Below are 15,148 nucleotides of genomic sequence, written 5' to 3' on the forward strand. Positions count from 1 at the left end.
CGACCCGACTCTTGGGAGGGAGCATGACTGCCGGGTCTGACCACTCAACGACGACCCCCGGGGCGGGTTACGCCGCGACGGGCACGAAAAACGGCCCGGTCTGGACCGGGCCGTTCCTCGTCGTTCACTCGCCTCCGGGCCGCCTCCCGCGCGACGGCTCGCGGAGCCGTCGTCCCAGGTCAGCGGCCGGCCGGGCCGGTCAGGACACCCCGACGATCGGCAGCCGCAGGGCGCCCGGAGCGCTGTCGGGGACGACCGGCGCCGCCGGCGCGACCGGGTCGACCCGGCGGTAGTCGGCGCCGAGGGCCGGCCGACGGTCCTCCTCGCCCTTGTTCGGCCACAGCGACATCGCCCGCTCGGCCTGGGCGGTGATGGTCAGCGACGGGTTCACCCCGAGGTTCGCCGTCACCGCGGAGCCGTCGGCCACGTGCAGCCCGGGGTGGCCGTAGACCCGCTGGTAGGGGTCGATCACCCCGGTCTCGGCGGAGTCGCCGATGGCGCAGCCGCCGAGGAAGTGCGCGGTCAGCGGCATGTTGAACTGCTCGCCGATGTTGCCGCCGGGCGTGCCGCCGGTGAACTTCGCCATCAGGCGCACCGCGGTGTTGCCCGCCGGGATCCACGTCGGGTTCGGGACGCCGTGGCCCTGCCTCGAGGTGAGGAAGCGCCGGTTCGTGCCCGGGAGCTTCCGCGTGTACGTCGTGATCGAGTTGTCCAGGCTCTGCATCACCAGCGCGATGACCGTCCGCTCCGACCAGTGCTTGAGGTCGTAGAGGTCGGTGATGTTGCGCCGCTGCTTCCAGGTCTCCTTCAGCCAGGTCCGCCAGCGCGGGACCGGCCCGTCGCCGTCGGTCAGGACCGTCTGGAGCAGCGACATGAAGTTGCTGCCCTTGCCGTAGCGCACCGGCTCGACGTGGGTGTCCTCGTCGGGGTGGAAGGAGGAGGTGATCGCGATGCCCTGGCTGTAGTCGATCGAGGTGTCCGGGGCGATCGCGCCGAGGATCGACTCGGAGTTGGTGCGCGAGAGGTACCCGAGCCGGTCGGAGACCCGCGGCAGGTGCCCCTCGTCCTTCATCCGGTGCAGCAGCCGCTGGGTGCCCAGCGCCGACGCCGCGAGCACGACCTGGTCGGCGGTCAGCACCCGCGTCGCCGACCGGCGGGGCGTCTTGGCCTTGGTGTAGCGGACGTGGACGTCGTACCCGCCGTCCTCGCGGGGCGCGATCCGGGTGACCGTCGTCAGCGGCAGCACCTTCGCCCCGGCCTGCTCGGCGAGGTAGAGGTAGTTCTTGACCAGGGTGTTCTTGGCGTTGTGGCGGCAGCCGCTCATGCAGGAGCCGCAGCCGATGCAGGTGGTGCGCTCGGGGCCGGCCCCGCCGAAGAACGGGTCGGCGACCTTCTCGCCCTGCTCCTGGCCCGGGCCGCCGAAGAACACGCCCACGGGGGTGGGGTGGAAGGTGTCGGCGACGCCCATCTCGCCGGCGACCTTCTCCATCACGTCGTCGGCGGGGGTGCGCAGCGGGTTCTCGACGACGCCGAGCATCCGCTTGGCCTGGTCGTAGAACGGCGCCAGCTCGGACTTCCAGTCGGTGATGTGGCTCCACTGCGGGTCGTTGAAGAACGCCGGCAGCGGCTCGTAGAGCGTGTTGGCGTAGACCAGCGACCCGCCGCCGACGCCCGCCCCGGAGACGATCAGGCAGTCGCGCAGCGCGTCGATGCGCTGGATGCCGTAGCAGCCGACCTCGGGCCGGAAGAGGTAGCGCTTGACGTCCCAGGACGTCTCGGCGAAGTCCTCGTCGCGGAAGCGCGCGCCCGCCTCGAGGACGCCGACCTTGTAGCCCTTCTCCGTCAGCCGCAGCGCGGCGACGGAGCCGCCGAAGCCGGAGCCGACGACGAGGACGTCGAAGTCGTGCCCCGCGTCGTTCCCGGCGGCGGGGGCGGCAGTGGCAGTGGCAGTGGCAGTGGAGGCGGTGGTGTCACGGTTGGTCATCAGGCACGTCCCAGCTTCTTCAGGAGGCGGAGGTTGGCGGTCATCACCTTGGCGAACCGCTCGTCGGAGAGCCCCAGCACCGGCGCGATCGGCATCAGCCGCTGCGTCGCCACCGACTGGGTCTCGGTGTAGCGCAGGATGCCCTCGGCACCCTGGCGGCGGCCCACGCCGGACTGGCGCATGCCACCCATCGGGGCGTCGATGCTGGCGAAGGTCGCACCGAAGGCCTCGTTGATGTTCACGGTGCCGGCCTTGACGTGCCGGGCGATCGCGCGGGCCCGCGCACCGTCCTGGCTGTAGATCGCGGCGTTGAGGCCGTACTCCCCCTCGTTGGCGCGGGCGACCGCGTCCGCCTCGTCGTGGAAGCGGTAGAGCGAGACGACCGGACCGAAGGTCTCGTCCTGGAAGCAGGCCATGTCCGGGGTGACGCCCTCGAGGATGGTCGGCTCGAACATGTAGGGCCCCAGGTCCGGCCGGGCCCGGCCGCCGGTGAGCACGCGGGCGCCCTTGGCGACCGCCTCCTCGACGTGGTGCACGACCGCGTCGAGCTGCGCCTGCGAGATCAGCGAGCCCATGTCGTTGTCCCAGCCCAGCGTCGCGCCCAGGGTCATCGCCTCGGTGCGGGCGACGAAGCGCTCCACGAACCGGTCGTAGACCTGGTCGGCGACGAAGAGCCGCTCGACCGAGACGCACAGTTGCCCGGCGTTGGAGAACGTCGCGCGGACGGCGCCCTCGGCGGCGCGCTCGAGGTCGGCGTCGCGCAGGACGAGCATCGGGTTCTTGCCGCCGAGCTCGAGCGAGCAGCCGATCAGGCGCTCCGCGCAGCCGTGGGCGACGAGCCGGCCGGTCGCCGTCGACCCGGTGAAGCAGACGTAGTCCGCGCGCTCGACGATGCCGGTCCCGACCCGGGAGCCCGGCCCGGCCACGACCTGCCACAGCTCGGCGGGGAAGCCCGCCTCCTCGAGCAGCTGCGCCCCCAGCAGCGCCGAGAGCATGGTCTGCGCGTCGGGCTTGGCCACGACGGCGTTGCCGGCGACGAGCGCGGGCAGGCCGTCGCACAGCGCCATCGTGAACGGGTAGTTCCACGGCGAGATGATCCCGACGACACCCTTGGGCACCCGGTTGACGTCGACCCGGGTCAGGCCCGGGACGACGCCCGGGTGGCGGCGGGTGTCGAGGTGGCGGTGCGCGGTGCGGGCGTAGTAGCGCGCGGTCATCGCGACGTGGAGCGTCTCGTCGAACGCGTGCTTCCGGGCCTTGCCCGACTCCAGCACGATCAGGTCGGTGATCTCGTCCTGGCGGTCGAGCACCAGGTCGTGGAGGCGCAGCATCATCGCGGCGCGCTGGTCCAGGCTCGTGCGGGACCAGGCCTGCTGCGCCCTGCGGGCGCGCGCGAAGGCCTCGGCCACGTCGCCGTCGCTGCTCTGCGGGACGTGCGCCAGCGGCGCCCCGTCGAGCGGGGAGAACACGGGGCTCTCCTCACCGGAGGTCGCCACGAGGCGACGGGTCAGCGAGGCGACGTACTCGGGCTCGAGGGCGTACGTCGCGCCCGGCTCGTGCTCCGGGTCGCGCGGACCCTCCACGAGCGGGCCGCCGGAGGGGGACGGTGAGGAGGCGCTCATGTACCGAGGGTATGTGACCGCGGTCTCCCGAACTACCTCTCGGTAGGGAATGTGGGACTGTACACACCGGCCGCGGTTGTCAACCGCGGTCGGCGGGCGGCTCACATGGCCGGCGCGGTCGGGTAGATCGACTTGACCTCGGTGTACTCCCCCAGGCCCTCGGGCCCGAACTCGCGCCCGATCCCCGAGGCCTTGAAGCCGCCGAAGGGCGCCGCGAAGTCCATCGTGTAGGTGTTCACGCCGTACGTCCCGGCGCGCACCCGGCGGGCGACGTCGAGGCCGGCCTCGGCGTCGGCGGTCCAGACCGTCCCGGCGAGCCCGTAGTCGGAGTCGTTGGCGATCCGCACCGCGTCGTCGACGTCGTCGTAGGGGATCACCGACAGCACCGGCCCGAAGATCTCCTCCTGTGCGATCCGCATCCGGTTGTCGACGTCGGCGAAGACGGTCGGGCGGACGTACCAGCCGCGGTCGAGGCCGTCGGGCATGCCGTTGCCGCCGACGACGACGCGCGCGCCCTCCTCCTGGCCGAGCGCGATGTACTTCTCCACCCGCTCCTGCTGACGCTGGGCGACCATCGGCCCGACCTCGGTGGCCGGGTCGGCCGGGTCGCCGACCGCCATGCCGGCCACGGTCTCGGCGAGCGCGTCCACGACGGCGTCGTAGTTGGCGCGGGAGGCCAGGATCCGGGTCTGCGCGACGCAGGCCTGGCCGGAGTTCATCAGCGCGACGAACCGCAGGCCCTCCATCGTCGCGGCGAGGTCGGCGTCGTCGAGCACGATCGCCGCGGACTTGCCGCCGAGCTCGAGGCTGACCCGCTTGAGCTGCTCGCCGCAGACCGCCGCGATCTTGCGGCCGGCGGCGGTGGACCCGGTGAACGCGACCTTGTCGACACCCGGGTGCGCCACCAGGTGCTCGCCGACCTCGCGTCCGGCCGCCACGATGTTGACGACGCCCGCCGGCACGCCCGCCTCGGCGAGCAGCTCGGCCAGCAGGTAGCCGTCCAGCGGCGTCTCCGGCGCGGGCTTGACCACCACGGTGTTGCCGGCCAGCAGCGCGGGGACGACCTTGGAGACGGTCGTGAACTGCGGGACGTTCCACGGCGGGATCGCCGCCACGACACCGATCGGCTCGCGCCGCACGACCACCTCGGGCCCGAGCACGCCGGGACGCCGCTCCTCCCACGGGAAGGCGCGGGCGATCCCGAGGAAGGCCTCGATCTGCATCCACGGCGCCGGGGACTGGGCCAGGTTGGAGAACGACGTGGGCGCGCCCATCTCGGTGGTGATCAGGTCGGCCATCTCCGCCAGCTTCCCGGCGTACAGGCCGGAGAACGCCTGGATCACCTCGATCCGCTCCTCGGGCGACATCCGCGGCCACGGCCCCTCGTCGAAGGCCCGTCGGGCGGCGGCGACCGCCGCGTCGACGTCGGCCGGCGAGCCCTCCGGCACGGTCGCCACGACCTGCTCGCTGTGCGGGGAGACGACCTGGAGGGTGGCCGAGGTGGCGGGCGCCGCCCAGCCGCCGTCGATGAAGAAGGCGTCGCGGTCGAGGGACATGGGGTGCTCCTGGGGTACGTCGTGGGGCGCGGGTGGGCGGGCGGGCCCGTGGTCAGGGGGCGACGGCGAACCAGTCGCCGAAGCCGCTGGGGTCGTGCCGGCCGATGGAGAAGTGCTCGAAGAGGCCCCAGCCCTCGCTGGTGCGGCCCTGCTCGTGCAGGACCGCGCGGCCGACGTGGTCGACGCACCCGAACATGAACCGGCCCTGCACGGCCTCGTCGGCCATGTCGTAGGTCAGCCGCTCGACGAACTTCTCGCCCTTCCACATCCCGTGGGTCCAGTCCGGGTCGCCGCCGTAGCCGCCGCCGACGTGCAGCGGCGCGGCCAGCAGCGAGGAGACCTCGAGGACGACCTCCTCGCCGGTGGCGCTCGTGCAGCGGATCGTCGCTCCGGTCGGCGTGCGGGTGCCCGGGGCGTAGTGCACCTGCACGCGCGGCCACCCGAGCTGCTCGACCCGGCCGTCGGCGTGCACGCGGTGGCAGTCGTTGAGGGTGCGGTAGCCGGACGGGTCCTCCTGGAGGATCAGCACGACGGCGTACTCCTCGAACCGCATCGGCACGTAGAGCCACCACATGCCGTCGAACGGCGGGTCCGCCGGAGCGCCGGCGGGCTCGGCCTCGCCGACGGGGCGGATCCCCCACGAGCGGTCGCGGGTGCCGACCCAGCGGTCCGGGGTGACCTCGATCCGCTCGCCGTCGACCTCGACGTGGCCGCTCCAGGTGCCGACCTGCGCGAAGCGCTGGGCGTCGAGGGTGACCCGCGCCCCGGAGCGGAGCACGTGCGGCAGCTCCTGCAGGACCGGGAACGAGCCCTCCCAGGTCAGGTCCGCGGCGACGCCCTCGGTCTCCTCGAGCGTCAGCCGGATCCGCTGCAGCGGCTCCTCGACCTCGATCCGGTAGCCGCCGACGTGCTGGTGGAGCCGGTCGTCGTCGCACACGTCGGAGAGGTGCACCGCGGTCTGCCTGCCGTCGCGGGCGAGGAGGAGGAAGGCGTCCTTGGTGCCGAGGTTCGGGTAGTAGCCCAGCCCGGTGATGAGGAAGACGTCCCCGGTGCGGTCGTGGGCGTTGAAGTAGCAGCGGTCGTAGAAGTTGCGGTCGCTGCTCACCGGCCAGGTGACCGGGAGCGGCGCCTGGTGGAGCGGGTACTCGTCGAGGGGGCCGACCATCAGGCACCCACCTCCGCCAGCAGCGAGTCCAGCAGCGGCTTGTGGTGCATCAGGCCGTCGGGGTCCTCGGGCCGCTCGATCTCGCCGAAGTGGATCTGCCGGGCGCCGGTGCGCAGGAAGACGATGCACCACTGGACGGCGTTGTAGACGTGGTACCAGTGCAGGTCGCCCACCTCGACGCCGGTGAGCTCGCGGTACGTCGCCACGACGTCCTCCTCGCGGAGGAAGTGCGGCATCCCCGGCAGCTCCAGCGCGCCGGTGATCGACTCGAAGACCCGGTGCGCGAAGACCATCCAGGACAGGTCCAGCTCGCGCGGCCCGACCGTGGCCATCTCCCAGTCGAGCACCGCGACCGGGTCGAAGTCGCGGTAGAGCACGTTGCCGATCCGCGAGTCGCCCCAGCACAGGACCGGGTCGCCCTGCTGCTCGGGCAGGTGCGCCTCCAGCCAGGCCAGCCCGCGCTCGGTGACCGCCGACCGGCCGATGTCGGGGACCGCGAAGTCGTACCAGGCCCGCGTGCGGGCGAGGTTGCGCTCCAGCGGCGTCGCCCCTGCGTGGCCGTGCCGCGCCGGGTCGAGGAAGGCGAACGTCGAGCCCGCGTCCGGGACCGCGTGCAGCCGCGCCAGCACCCCGACGGTGCGGTCCTGCAGCAGGCGCTGGTCCTCCGGCGACGCGTCGTGCAGCCAGTTGTCGCCGAAGTTGTAGGGCAGCACGTCCTGCGGGACCACGCCCTCCACCCGGTCCATCAGGAAGAACGGGGTGCCCAGCACCTCGCCGGTCGGCTCCATCCACCGCACCACCGGCACCGGCACGTCGGTGAGCTCCCCGACCAGGCGCATCGCGTCGTACTGGTCGCCGAGCGCGTAGTCCGGGAAGACCGGGAAGTCCTCGGCCGCCGGCGCCACCCGCGCGACGTACCGCCCGACCCGCTGCCCACCGCCCTCGGTCCACGTCGCGTCGAGCGGCAGCGTCTCCGACGACATGCCGTTCGCGTCGGTCCCCGAGTGCACGACCACGGTCGGGTCGGCCCCGGCCGGCAGCTGGGTCGCCAGCCAGGTCGCGAGACGCTCCGGCAGCGTGCTGGCGTCGCGGCTGCTGCGCTGCAGCCTGGTGTCCGGTGGCGGCGGTGCCTGGGTCACGGGCGCTCCTCGGTGTCCGTCCACGCCTCGTCGTGTGACGTGGGTCTCAGCGCCGCCAGCATCGGTGGAACACGTTCTAGTTGTCAATGACACGTGTCAACCAGACCCGTTGCCCCGGCCGCCGCCGCGCCGGAAGGTCGACCCCGACGGCCTGTCGGGTGGTGGGGTCTGGCGGCCGTAGCGAGGAACGAGCGCAGGCTGGTCGACCGGGCCCCCGTCTCCGGCGGCAGCCGGAGACGCCCCCACTTGTCACCCGACCCCACCAGCAGCGCGTCACCGGCCGCAGTGCGACGCGGGAGCCAGTCACCCCGCCCGCCGCAGGCGAGATGGCGCCCCCGAGGCCGCGTTCGGCTCACGGGGTTTCGACACGCTCAGGCCTGGCGGCCTTCGCTGCTCAACCAGCGGGGCGAGATGGCGTCCCCGAGGCCGTTCGGCTCACGGGGTTTCGACACGCTCGACCAGCGGGGCGAGATGGCGTCCCGAGGTCGCGTTCGGCTCACGGGGTTTCGACACGCTCGACCAGCGGGGCGGGATGGCGTCCCCGAGGCCGCGTTCGGCTCACGGGGTTTCGACACGCTCAACCAGCGGGGCCGGCTGGTGTCCCCGAGGCCGCGTTTGGCTCACGGGGTTTCGACACGCTCAGGCCTGGCGGCCTTCGCTGCTCAACCAGCGGGCACGGTCGCGGTTCGGCTCATGGGGTTTCGACCCGCTCAGCCAGCGGGCGGCGGTCAGACGATGTCGGGGGCCTGGACCCGGGCCTCGTCGGCCTCCTGGTCGGTGAGCTGCCGCTGGCTCTGCCGCTCGGCCTCGACCCGCCGCAGGTAGTGGTCGACCTCGTCGGCGGTCCGCGCCTCGTCCCAGCCGAGCTCGGCGGCCATGAGCGCGGCGACGCCGGCCGCCGCGCGGGTGCCGCGGTCGAAGGTCTCGATGGAGATGCGCGTGCGTCGGGTGAGCACGTCGTCGAGGTGCCGTGCGCCCTCGTGGGTCACGGCGTAGACCACCTCGGCGGCCAGGTGGTCGTCGGCGCCCTCGAGCGGCTCGGCGAGCTCCGGCCGCTCGCCGACGAGCGCCAGGAGGTCGTCGACCAGCGAGCCGTAGCGGTCGAGCAGCGCGTCGATCCGCGCGACGTGCAGCCCGGAGCGCCGCGCGAGCAGCACCCGCTGGTTGGTCCGCGCCTCCCAGCCGTCCGCACCCAGCAGGGGCACCCGGTCGGTGATCGAGGGCCGCACCGCGAGGTTGCCCGTCGTGCGCAGCGAGTGGGCGGCGGCGTCGACGGCGTCGCGGGCCATGACGCGGTACGTCGTCAGCTTGCCGCCCGCGATCATCACCAGGCCGGGGACGGGCGTGACCACGGTGTGCTCGCGCGAGATCTTCGACGTCGGCTCCGACTCCCCGCGCAGGAGCGGCCGGAGGCCGGCGTACACGCCCTCGACGTCGTCGTGGTCGAGCGGCTCGCGGAGGATGGCGTTGACCCGGTCCAGGACGTACTCGATGTCGGTGCGGCTCGCCGCGGGGTGCGCCTTGTCGAGGTCCCACTCGGTGTCGGTGGTGCCGATCACCCAGTGCCGGCCCCACGGGATGACGAACAGCACCGAGGTCTCGGTCCGCACGATGAAACCCGCCTCGGACCGGATCCGGTCGCGGGGCACGACCAGGTGGATGCCCTTGGACGCCTGGACGTGCAGGGCGCCGCGGCCGCCCACCATCTCCTGGACCTCGTCGGTCCAGACGCCGGCCGCGTTGACGACGACCTTCGCCCGGACCTCGAGCTCCCGGCCGGTCTCGAGGTCGACGGCCCGCACGCCGACGACCCGCTCGCCCTCGCGGAGGAAGCCGGTCACCTTCGTGCGGGTCGCGACGACCGCGCCGTGGGCGGCGGCCGTGCGGGCGACGGTGAGCACCAGCCGGGCGTCGTCGACCTGGCAGTCGTGGTAGCGGATGGCGCCGGTGACGGTCTCGGCGCGGAAGTCCGGCGCCATCCGGGCGACCTGGCGGCGGGTGAGGTGCCGGTGCCGCGGCAGGCCGGCGCCGCCCGGCGCGAGGGCGGCCATCCCGTCGTACAGCGCGAGCCCCGCGCCGACGTACGGGCGCTCCCACCCGCGGTGGGTCAGGGGGTAGAGGAACGGGACCGGTCGGACCAGGTGCGGTGCGAGCCGGGTCAGGAGCAGGCCCCGCTCGTGGAGCGCCTCGCGGACCAGCCCGAAGTCGAGCATCTCGAGGTACCGCAGGCCACCGTGGACGAGCTTGGAGGAGCGGCTGCTGGTGCCGCTGGCGAGGTCGCGCTGCTCGACGAGCGCCGTCGACAGGCCTCGGGTGACCGCGTCGAGGGCGACCCCCGCGCCGACGACGCCGCCCCCGACCACGAGCACGTCGAGCTCGTGGCCGGGGGCGGCGATCCGGTCGAGCGCCGCCTCGCGGGCGGCGGGTCCCAGCGCGCTCGGGTCGGGTCGGACGGGCGCGCCGGGGCGGGTCATGGCACCAGTGTGGCCGACGGCTCCTTGCTGACCTGGTCCCAGGTGAAGCGGTACGTCGCCCCGCCGTCGGGCACGACGAGGGTCAGGTTGTCGCCGCCGGCTGCTCCGCCGGCGCCGTAGTTCTCCTCCCAGGACCCGTCGACCGCGATCTTCCACTCGTAGCTGCCGGCCGGCAGCTCGAAGGTGGCGTGCCACCTGCCGTCGGTCGGGTCGAAGGCCAGTCGGCTCTCGGCGCACGCGGGCTGCCAGTCCTCAGGGCAGCCGATCTCCGACTGCAGGCTGCCCGCGACCGTGACGCTGTCGCGGGCCGGCGTGGGCGCGGCGGTCGTGACGGCGACCGGGCGGCCGACGACCCGGGGCGTCCCGGGCTCGAGCAGCACGGCGCGGTAGCGCAGCCGCGTGCCGAGCGGCAGCCCGGAGACGTCGTCGCGGATGGTGAACGCCGGCGAGGAGGAGTCCGTCCCAAGCACCTCCCAGGCGCCGCCGTCCACGCTGCGCTCGAAGCGCACCGACTGGCTCGGGCGCTCGGGGTCGACCGTCGCGGTGACGGTCACCGGGTCCACCGAGCTGACCGTCCCTCCCGAGCCCGAGGTGCCGACCTCGACCGTGGGCCGGGCGACGGACGTGGCGCGGGCGGTGCTGACCCGGCTGTGCCCCCGGTTGTCGAGCACGGCGGCGCGGTAGGTCACCTGCGCGCCCGGGCGCAGGCCGGCGGTGTCGTGGAAGACGCGGTACGGCGCGGAGTCGTCGGTCCCGATGTCACGCCAGCGGCCGTGGTCGACCTTCGCCTGGAAGCTGACCTCGTAGAAGGAGTCGCCCCCGACCCTCGCGGTCACCTTCGTCCGGCTCCGCGCGACCTGGGTCGGCACGGGCCGGCCGAGACGGATCGACGGTGCCCGCCGCGAGGCCGGGATGCGCCCGGTCGAGGCGTAGACGACCGCGCCGAGCGCCGGCACGGTGACGCGGAGGTCCCCGCCGCCGGTGCTGCGCAGCGACGCCGGCCCCTCGCCGTGGACCTTGCGGAAGCGGCCGTCGCGCACCCACGTCGGGACGTCGACCCGCTGGCGCCCCTCGGTTGAGTTGAGCACGACCACGTACTCCCGCTGCTGGCGCCGGTCGATGCGGGAGAACGCGACGAAGCCGTCGCCCGCGGCGCGGACCTGCTGGGCGCCGCGACGCAGGGCCGGGTGCTGCTCGACGAGCCGGTCCAGCCCGGCGATCGCGCGGTAGAGCGGGTGGTCGGTGTCGAAGCTGTCGGTGGCGGGCGTCTCCTCGGACCCGAGCTGGTCGTCGTCGGCGTACTCCGGCACCTGGCTGGCGAACATCGTCTGCCGCGCGAGCTGGTCGCCGCCGGTGCCGGTGAAGCCCTGCTCGTCGCCGTAGTAGACGACCGGGTTGCCGCGGGAGAGGTACATCAGCTCGTGGCCGAGGACGTCACGGCGCAGCAGCTCCTCGGGCGTCCGGTCCGGGCCGTCCGCGGCCAGGAAGTGCCCGAAGCGGCCCATGTCGTGGTTGCCGAGGAAGGTCGGGAGCGAGTGGACGTTGCTGTCGCCGTCGGTGTACCAGTCGTCGTCGCGGAAGAACCGCGCCAGCGCCCGGCCGCTGCCCTCCTTGGACACGAAGTCGCGCGCCGCCCACTGGAAGGGGAAGTCGAGGATCGCCTGCATGCCGTTGTGCGTCGTGTAGTGCGAGGTGAAGGCCTTCGCCGCGGCGTCGCTGCCGTCGAGCGCGACCTCGCCGAACATGAAGAACTCCGGCTTGCCGTGGCTGCGGGCGAAGTCGAGGATGCCGGGCCCGAACTCCTGCCAGAACGCGTCGTCGACGTGCTTCATCGTGTCGATGCGGAAGCCGTCGATGCCGAAGTCCTCGACCCAGGTCCGGTAGATGTCGATCATCCCGTCGACCACGCGCGGGTGCTCGGTGAAGAGGTCGTCGAGGCCGAAGAAGTCGCCGTACTGGCTGTCCTCGCCGGTGAAGGTCGTGTTGCCGCGGTTGTGGTAGAGCGTCGGGTCGTTGAGCCAGGCGGGGACCTTGAGGTCCTCCTCCCCCGGCTCGAGCACGGGCGTGTACGGGAAGGACGTCGCGGGGTCCAGCTCGGGGAACGCGGTGCCGCCGGCGTGGTCGCGGTCGTCGAACGGCACGCCGCCCGCGGTGAGGTAGGGCTCGACGTCCTTCGAGACGTACGCCGTCCGCGCACCCTCCTCGTAGCCGATGACGTCGGCGGTGTGGTTGGTGATGATGTCGAAGAAGACCTTGATGCCGCGCGCGTGCGCGGCGTCGACGAGCTCGGTCAGGTCCGCGTTGGTGCCCAGGTGCGGGTCGATCCGGGTGAAGTCGGTGATCCAGTAGCCGTGGTAGCCGGCCGAGGGCCCGTCCTCGAGCTGCACCGCCTTGTTCTGGAACACCGGGGTCAGCCAGATGGCGTCGGTGCCGAGGCCCTCGATGTAGTCCAGCTGCGCGCGGAGGCCGTCGAGGTCGCCGCCGTTGAAGTAGCCCTTGGCGGTCGGGTCGAAGCCGTGCTCGTCCTTGCCGCCCGGGATCCCGCCGGTGTCGTTGCCGGGGTCGCCGTTGGCGAACCGGTCGGCCATGACGAAGTAGAAGCTGTCCTCGGTGACGCCGGCGCGCAGGGCGTGCCGCGCCGGGCCGTCCTCCGCGTCCGCGGCGGCCGCGGGCGAGGTCGGCCACAGCAGGGCGAGCGCGGCGGCCGCCGCGACGAGGGTGGATGGAACGGTACGACGCATGACGGCCTCCCGAGTGAACGCGGTCACACCAACTGGTGAGGACCGGAACCCTAGGACCGTGCGCCGACAGCCGACAAGCGGGGGTCAGGAACGCAGGCGAGGACCGAGCGAGGAGCGGTGGTCGTCGTGCATCCCGTGCCGCCGGCGGGTGGCGGCGACCAGCGCCGGGTCGAGCTCGGCGACGGCCAGGCCCTCCTCCTCGGCGAGCCTCGCGAGCGGTCGACCCTCGGGGTCGTAGACGGCCGAGCCGCCGATGAACGAGCTGGCGCCGCAGCGTCCGGTGAGGCCGGAGAAGACGACGTAGAAGGAGTTCTCCACCGCCCGCGCCGCGTAGTAGAGGTCGCGCCGGTGCTCCCCTCCGGGGAAGTACGCCGCGGAGCTGAGGTAGCCGAGCGCCCCGTCGGCCGCGGCGGCGCGCGCGTGCTCGGGGAAGCAGCCGTCGTAGCAGATGCTCAGCCCCAGCTCGACGCCGTCGACGGTGATCGAGCACCCGTGGTCGCCGGCCTCGAACCACGGCCGCTCGCTCGGGTCGACGTGCTGCTTGTCGTACGGCACGCTCACCTCGCCGTCGGGCCGGACCACGACCGAGGAGAGGGTACGGCGGTCCGCGCGCTGCAGCGCCGTGCCCGCGACGACGACGAGGTCGGCCGCCCGCGCCACCTCGCGGAGCGGGTCCAGCGCGGCACCGGTCAGCCGCTCGGGGGTGGGGAGCGGACCGTCGAACGCCGACGCGTCGTACCCGGTCAGGAACGCCTCGGGCAGCACCAGCAGGCGTACGCCGCGGTCCCCGGCCTCGCGGGCCAGCCGCGCCGCGGTCGTGACGTTGGCGGCCAGGTCCCCCGCGACCGCCTCGGCCTGTCCCGCGGCGACGAGGAGGCCGCTCATGCCCGTGCGGCCGCGAGCGCCTCGGCGAGCCCGCGGGCGGCGAGCCGGTCGGCGCGCTCGTTGCCCTCGTCGCCGTTGTGGCCCTTGACCCAGTGCCACTCGACGTCGTGCTCGGCGCAGGCCGCGACGAGCCGTCGCCACAGGTCGGCGTTCTTGACCGGCTCCTTGGCCTTGGTCAGCCAGCCGTTGCGCTGCCAGCCGAGCACCCAGGAGGTGATGCCGTTCCGGACGTAGGTGCTGTCGGTGTACAGATGCACGACCGAGCGCCGCTTGAGCGCCTCGAGCGCCTCGATCGGCGCGGTGAGCTCCATCCGGTTGTTGGTGGTCTGCTCGGCGAGGCCCCCGCACAGCTCCAGCTCGTGGCTGCCCTGGCGGAGCAGCGCACCCCACCCGCCGGGGCCGGGGTTCGGCACGCAGGCCCCGTCGGTGTGGATGGTGACGGGGCGCCCGTCGACCTCGCTCACTCGATCACGAGCTCGACGCGCTGGAACTCCTTGACCTCGGTGTAGCCCGTGGTGGCCATCGAGCGCTTGAGCGCGCCGATGAGGTTCATCGTGCCGTCGGCGACCCGCGAGGGGCCGAAGAGGATCTCCTCGAGCGTGCCGACCGTCTCGAACTGGACGCGCTGGCCGCGCGGGAGGTCCGCGTGGTGGGCCTCGGTGCCCCAGTGGAAACCGCGGCCGGGGGCGTCGGTCGCGCGGGCGAACGGCGAGCCGACCATGACCGCGTCGGCGCCGCAGGCGATCGCCTTGGCGAGGTCGCCGGACTGGCCGATGGAGCCGTCGGCGATGACGTGCACGTAGCGGCCGCCCGACTCGTCGAGGTAGTCGCGGCGGGCCGCGGCCACGTCGGCGACGGCGGAGGCCATCGGCACCGCCACGCCCAGCACGGTGCGGGTGGTGTGCGCCGCGCCCCCGCCGAAGCCCACGAGCACGCCGGCCGCGCCGGTCCGCATCAGGTGCAGCGCGGCCTGGTGCGTGGCGCACCCGCCGACGATCACCGGCACGTCGAGCTCGTAGATGAACTCCTTGAGGTTCAGCGGCTCGGCCTGCGAGGAGACGTGCTCGGCCGAGACGGTGGTGCCGCGGATGACGAACATGTCGACGCCCGCGTCCACGACGGTCTTGGCGAACTCCTTGGTCCGCTGCGGCGACAGCGAGCCCGCGACGGTCACGCCGGCCTCACGGACCTGGCGCAGCCGCTCGGTGATCAGCTCGGCCTTCACCGGCTCGGTGTAGATCTCCTGGAGGCGGCGGGTCGCGTCGTGCCCCTCCAGGCCGGCGACCTCCTCGAGGAGCGGCTCCGGGTCGTCGTACCGCGTCCAGATGCCCTCGAGGTTGAGCACCCCGAGGCCGCCGAACTCCCCGAAGGCGATGGCGGTGGCCGGCGACATCACCGAGTCCATCGGCGCGGCGAGGACGGGCAGGTCGAAGCGGTAGGCGTCGATCTGCCAGTCGGTGCTGACCTCCTCGGGGTCGCGGGTGCGCCGCGAGGGCACGATCGCCACGTCGTCGAAGGAGTACGCGCGTCGCGCGCGCTTGGCCCGGCCGATCTCGATCTCGGTCATCTGGTCCTCTGCTCG

10 protein-coding genes are annotated in these 15,148 nt (G+C 73.2%); all 10 read right to left on the reverse strand.

Features of this window, described 5'->3' with window-relative positions:
• Nucleotides 1-199: 199 nt before the first annotated feature.
• Nucleotides 200-1,984, reverse strand: a complete 1,785-nt coding sequence (locus tag QWY28_RS12280; RefSeq protein WP_300952850.1) for a GMC oxidoreductase — start codon at nt 1,982-1,984, stop codon at nt 200-202.
• Complete coding sequence (locus QWY28_RS12285) at nt 1,984-3,606, reverse strand: succinic semialdehyde dehydrogenase (protein WP_300952851.1); 1,623 nt, start codon at nt 3,604-3,606, stop codon at nt 1,984-1,986. Before QWY28_RS12285 ends, QWY28_RS12280 begins: the two co-directional genes overlap by 1 nt.
• 101 nt (nt 3,607-3,707) lie before the next feature.
• A complete protein-coding gene (locus QWY28_RS12290; protein WP_300952852.1) occupies nt 3,708-5,162 on the reverse strand; it encodes an aldehyde dehydrogenase in 1,455 nt (484 codons plus the stop codon).
• A gap of 52 nt (nt 5,163-5,214) precedes the next feature.
• Nucleotides 5,215-6,327: an Rv3169 family protein gene (locus tag QWY28_RS12295; protein ID WP_300952853.1), complete on the reverse strand. Its 1,113-nt coding sequence runs from the start codon at nt 6,325-6,327 to the stop codon at nt 5,215-5,217.
• Entirely contained in the window at nt 6,327-7,466 is a 1,140-nt protein-coding gene (locus QWY28_RS12300) for a phosphotransferase family protein (protein ID WP_300952854.1), read from the reverse strand. Before QWY28_RS12300 ends, QWY28_RS12295 begins: the two co-directional genes overlap by 1 nt.
• Before the next feature lie 728 nt (nt 7,467-8,194).
• Nucleotides 8,195-9,940: a glycerol-3-phosphate dehydrogenase/oxidase gene (locus tag QWY28_RS12305; protein ID WP_300952855.1), complete on the reverse strand. Its 1,746-nt coding sequence runs from the start codon at nt 9,938-9,940 to the stop codon at nt 8,195-8,197.
• Nucleotides 9,937-12,681, reverse strand: a complete 2,745-nt coding sequence (locus tag QWY28_RS12310) for an alpha-amylase family glycosyl hydrolase (protein ID WP_300952856.1) — start codon at nt 12,679-12,681, stop codon at nt 9,937-9,939. The genes QWY28_RS12305 and QWY28_RS12310 overlap by 4 nt, the downstream gene beginning before the upstream one ends.
• Before the next feature lie 84 nt (nt 12,682-12,765).
• The gene (locus tag QWY28_RS12315; protein ID WP_300952857.1) at nt 12,766-13,566 is read right to left on the reverse strand and encodes a carbon-nitrogen hydrolase family protein; all 801 of its coding nucleotides are present in this window, start codon (nt 13,564-13,566) and stop codon (nt 12,766-12,768) included.
• On the reverse strand, nt 13,563-14,030 hold the full coding sequence (gene rnhA, locus QWY28_RS12320) for a ribonuclease HI (RefSeq protein ID WP_300952858.1): 468 nt from the start codon (nt 14,028-14,030) through the stop codon (nt 13,563-13,565). The genes QWY28_RS12315 and rnhA overlap by 4 nt, the downstream gene beginning before the upstream one ends.
• On the reverse strand, nt 14,027-15,133 hold the full coding sequence (locus QWY28_RS12325; RefSeq protein WP_300952859.1) for a GuaB3 family IMP dehydrogenase-related protein: 1,107 nt from the start codon (nt 15,131-15,133) through the stop codon (nt 14,027-14,029). The genes rnhA and QWY28_RS12325 overlap by 4 nt, the downstream gene beginning before the upstream one ends.
• Between the last annotated feature and the right edge of the window lie 15 nt (nt 15,134-15,148).

Origin of the sequence: Nocardioides oceani, from assembly GCF_030412965.1 — a bacterium.
Taxonomy (GTDB): domain Bacteria; phylum Actinomycetota; class Actinomycetes; order Propionibacteriales; family Nocardioidaceae; genus Nocardioides; species Nocardioides oceani.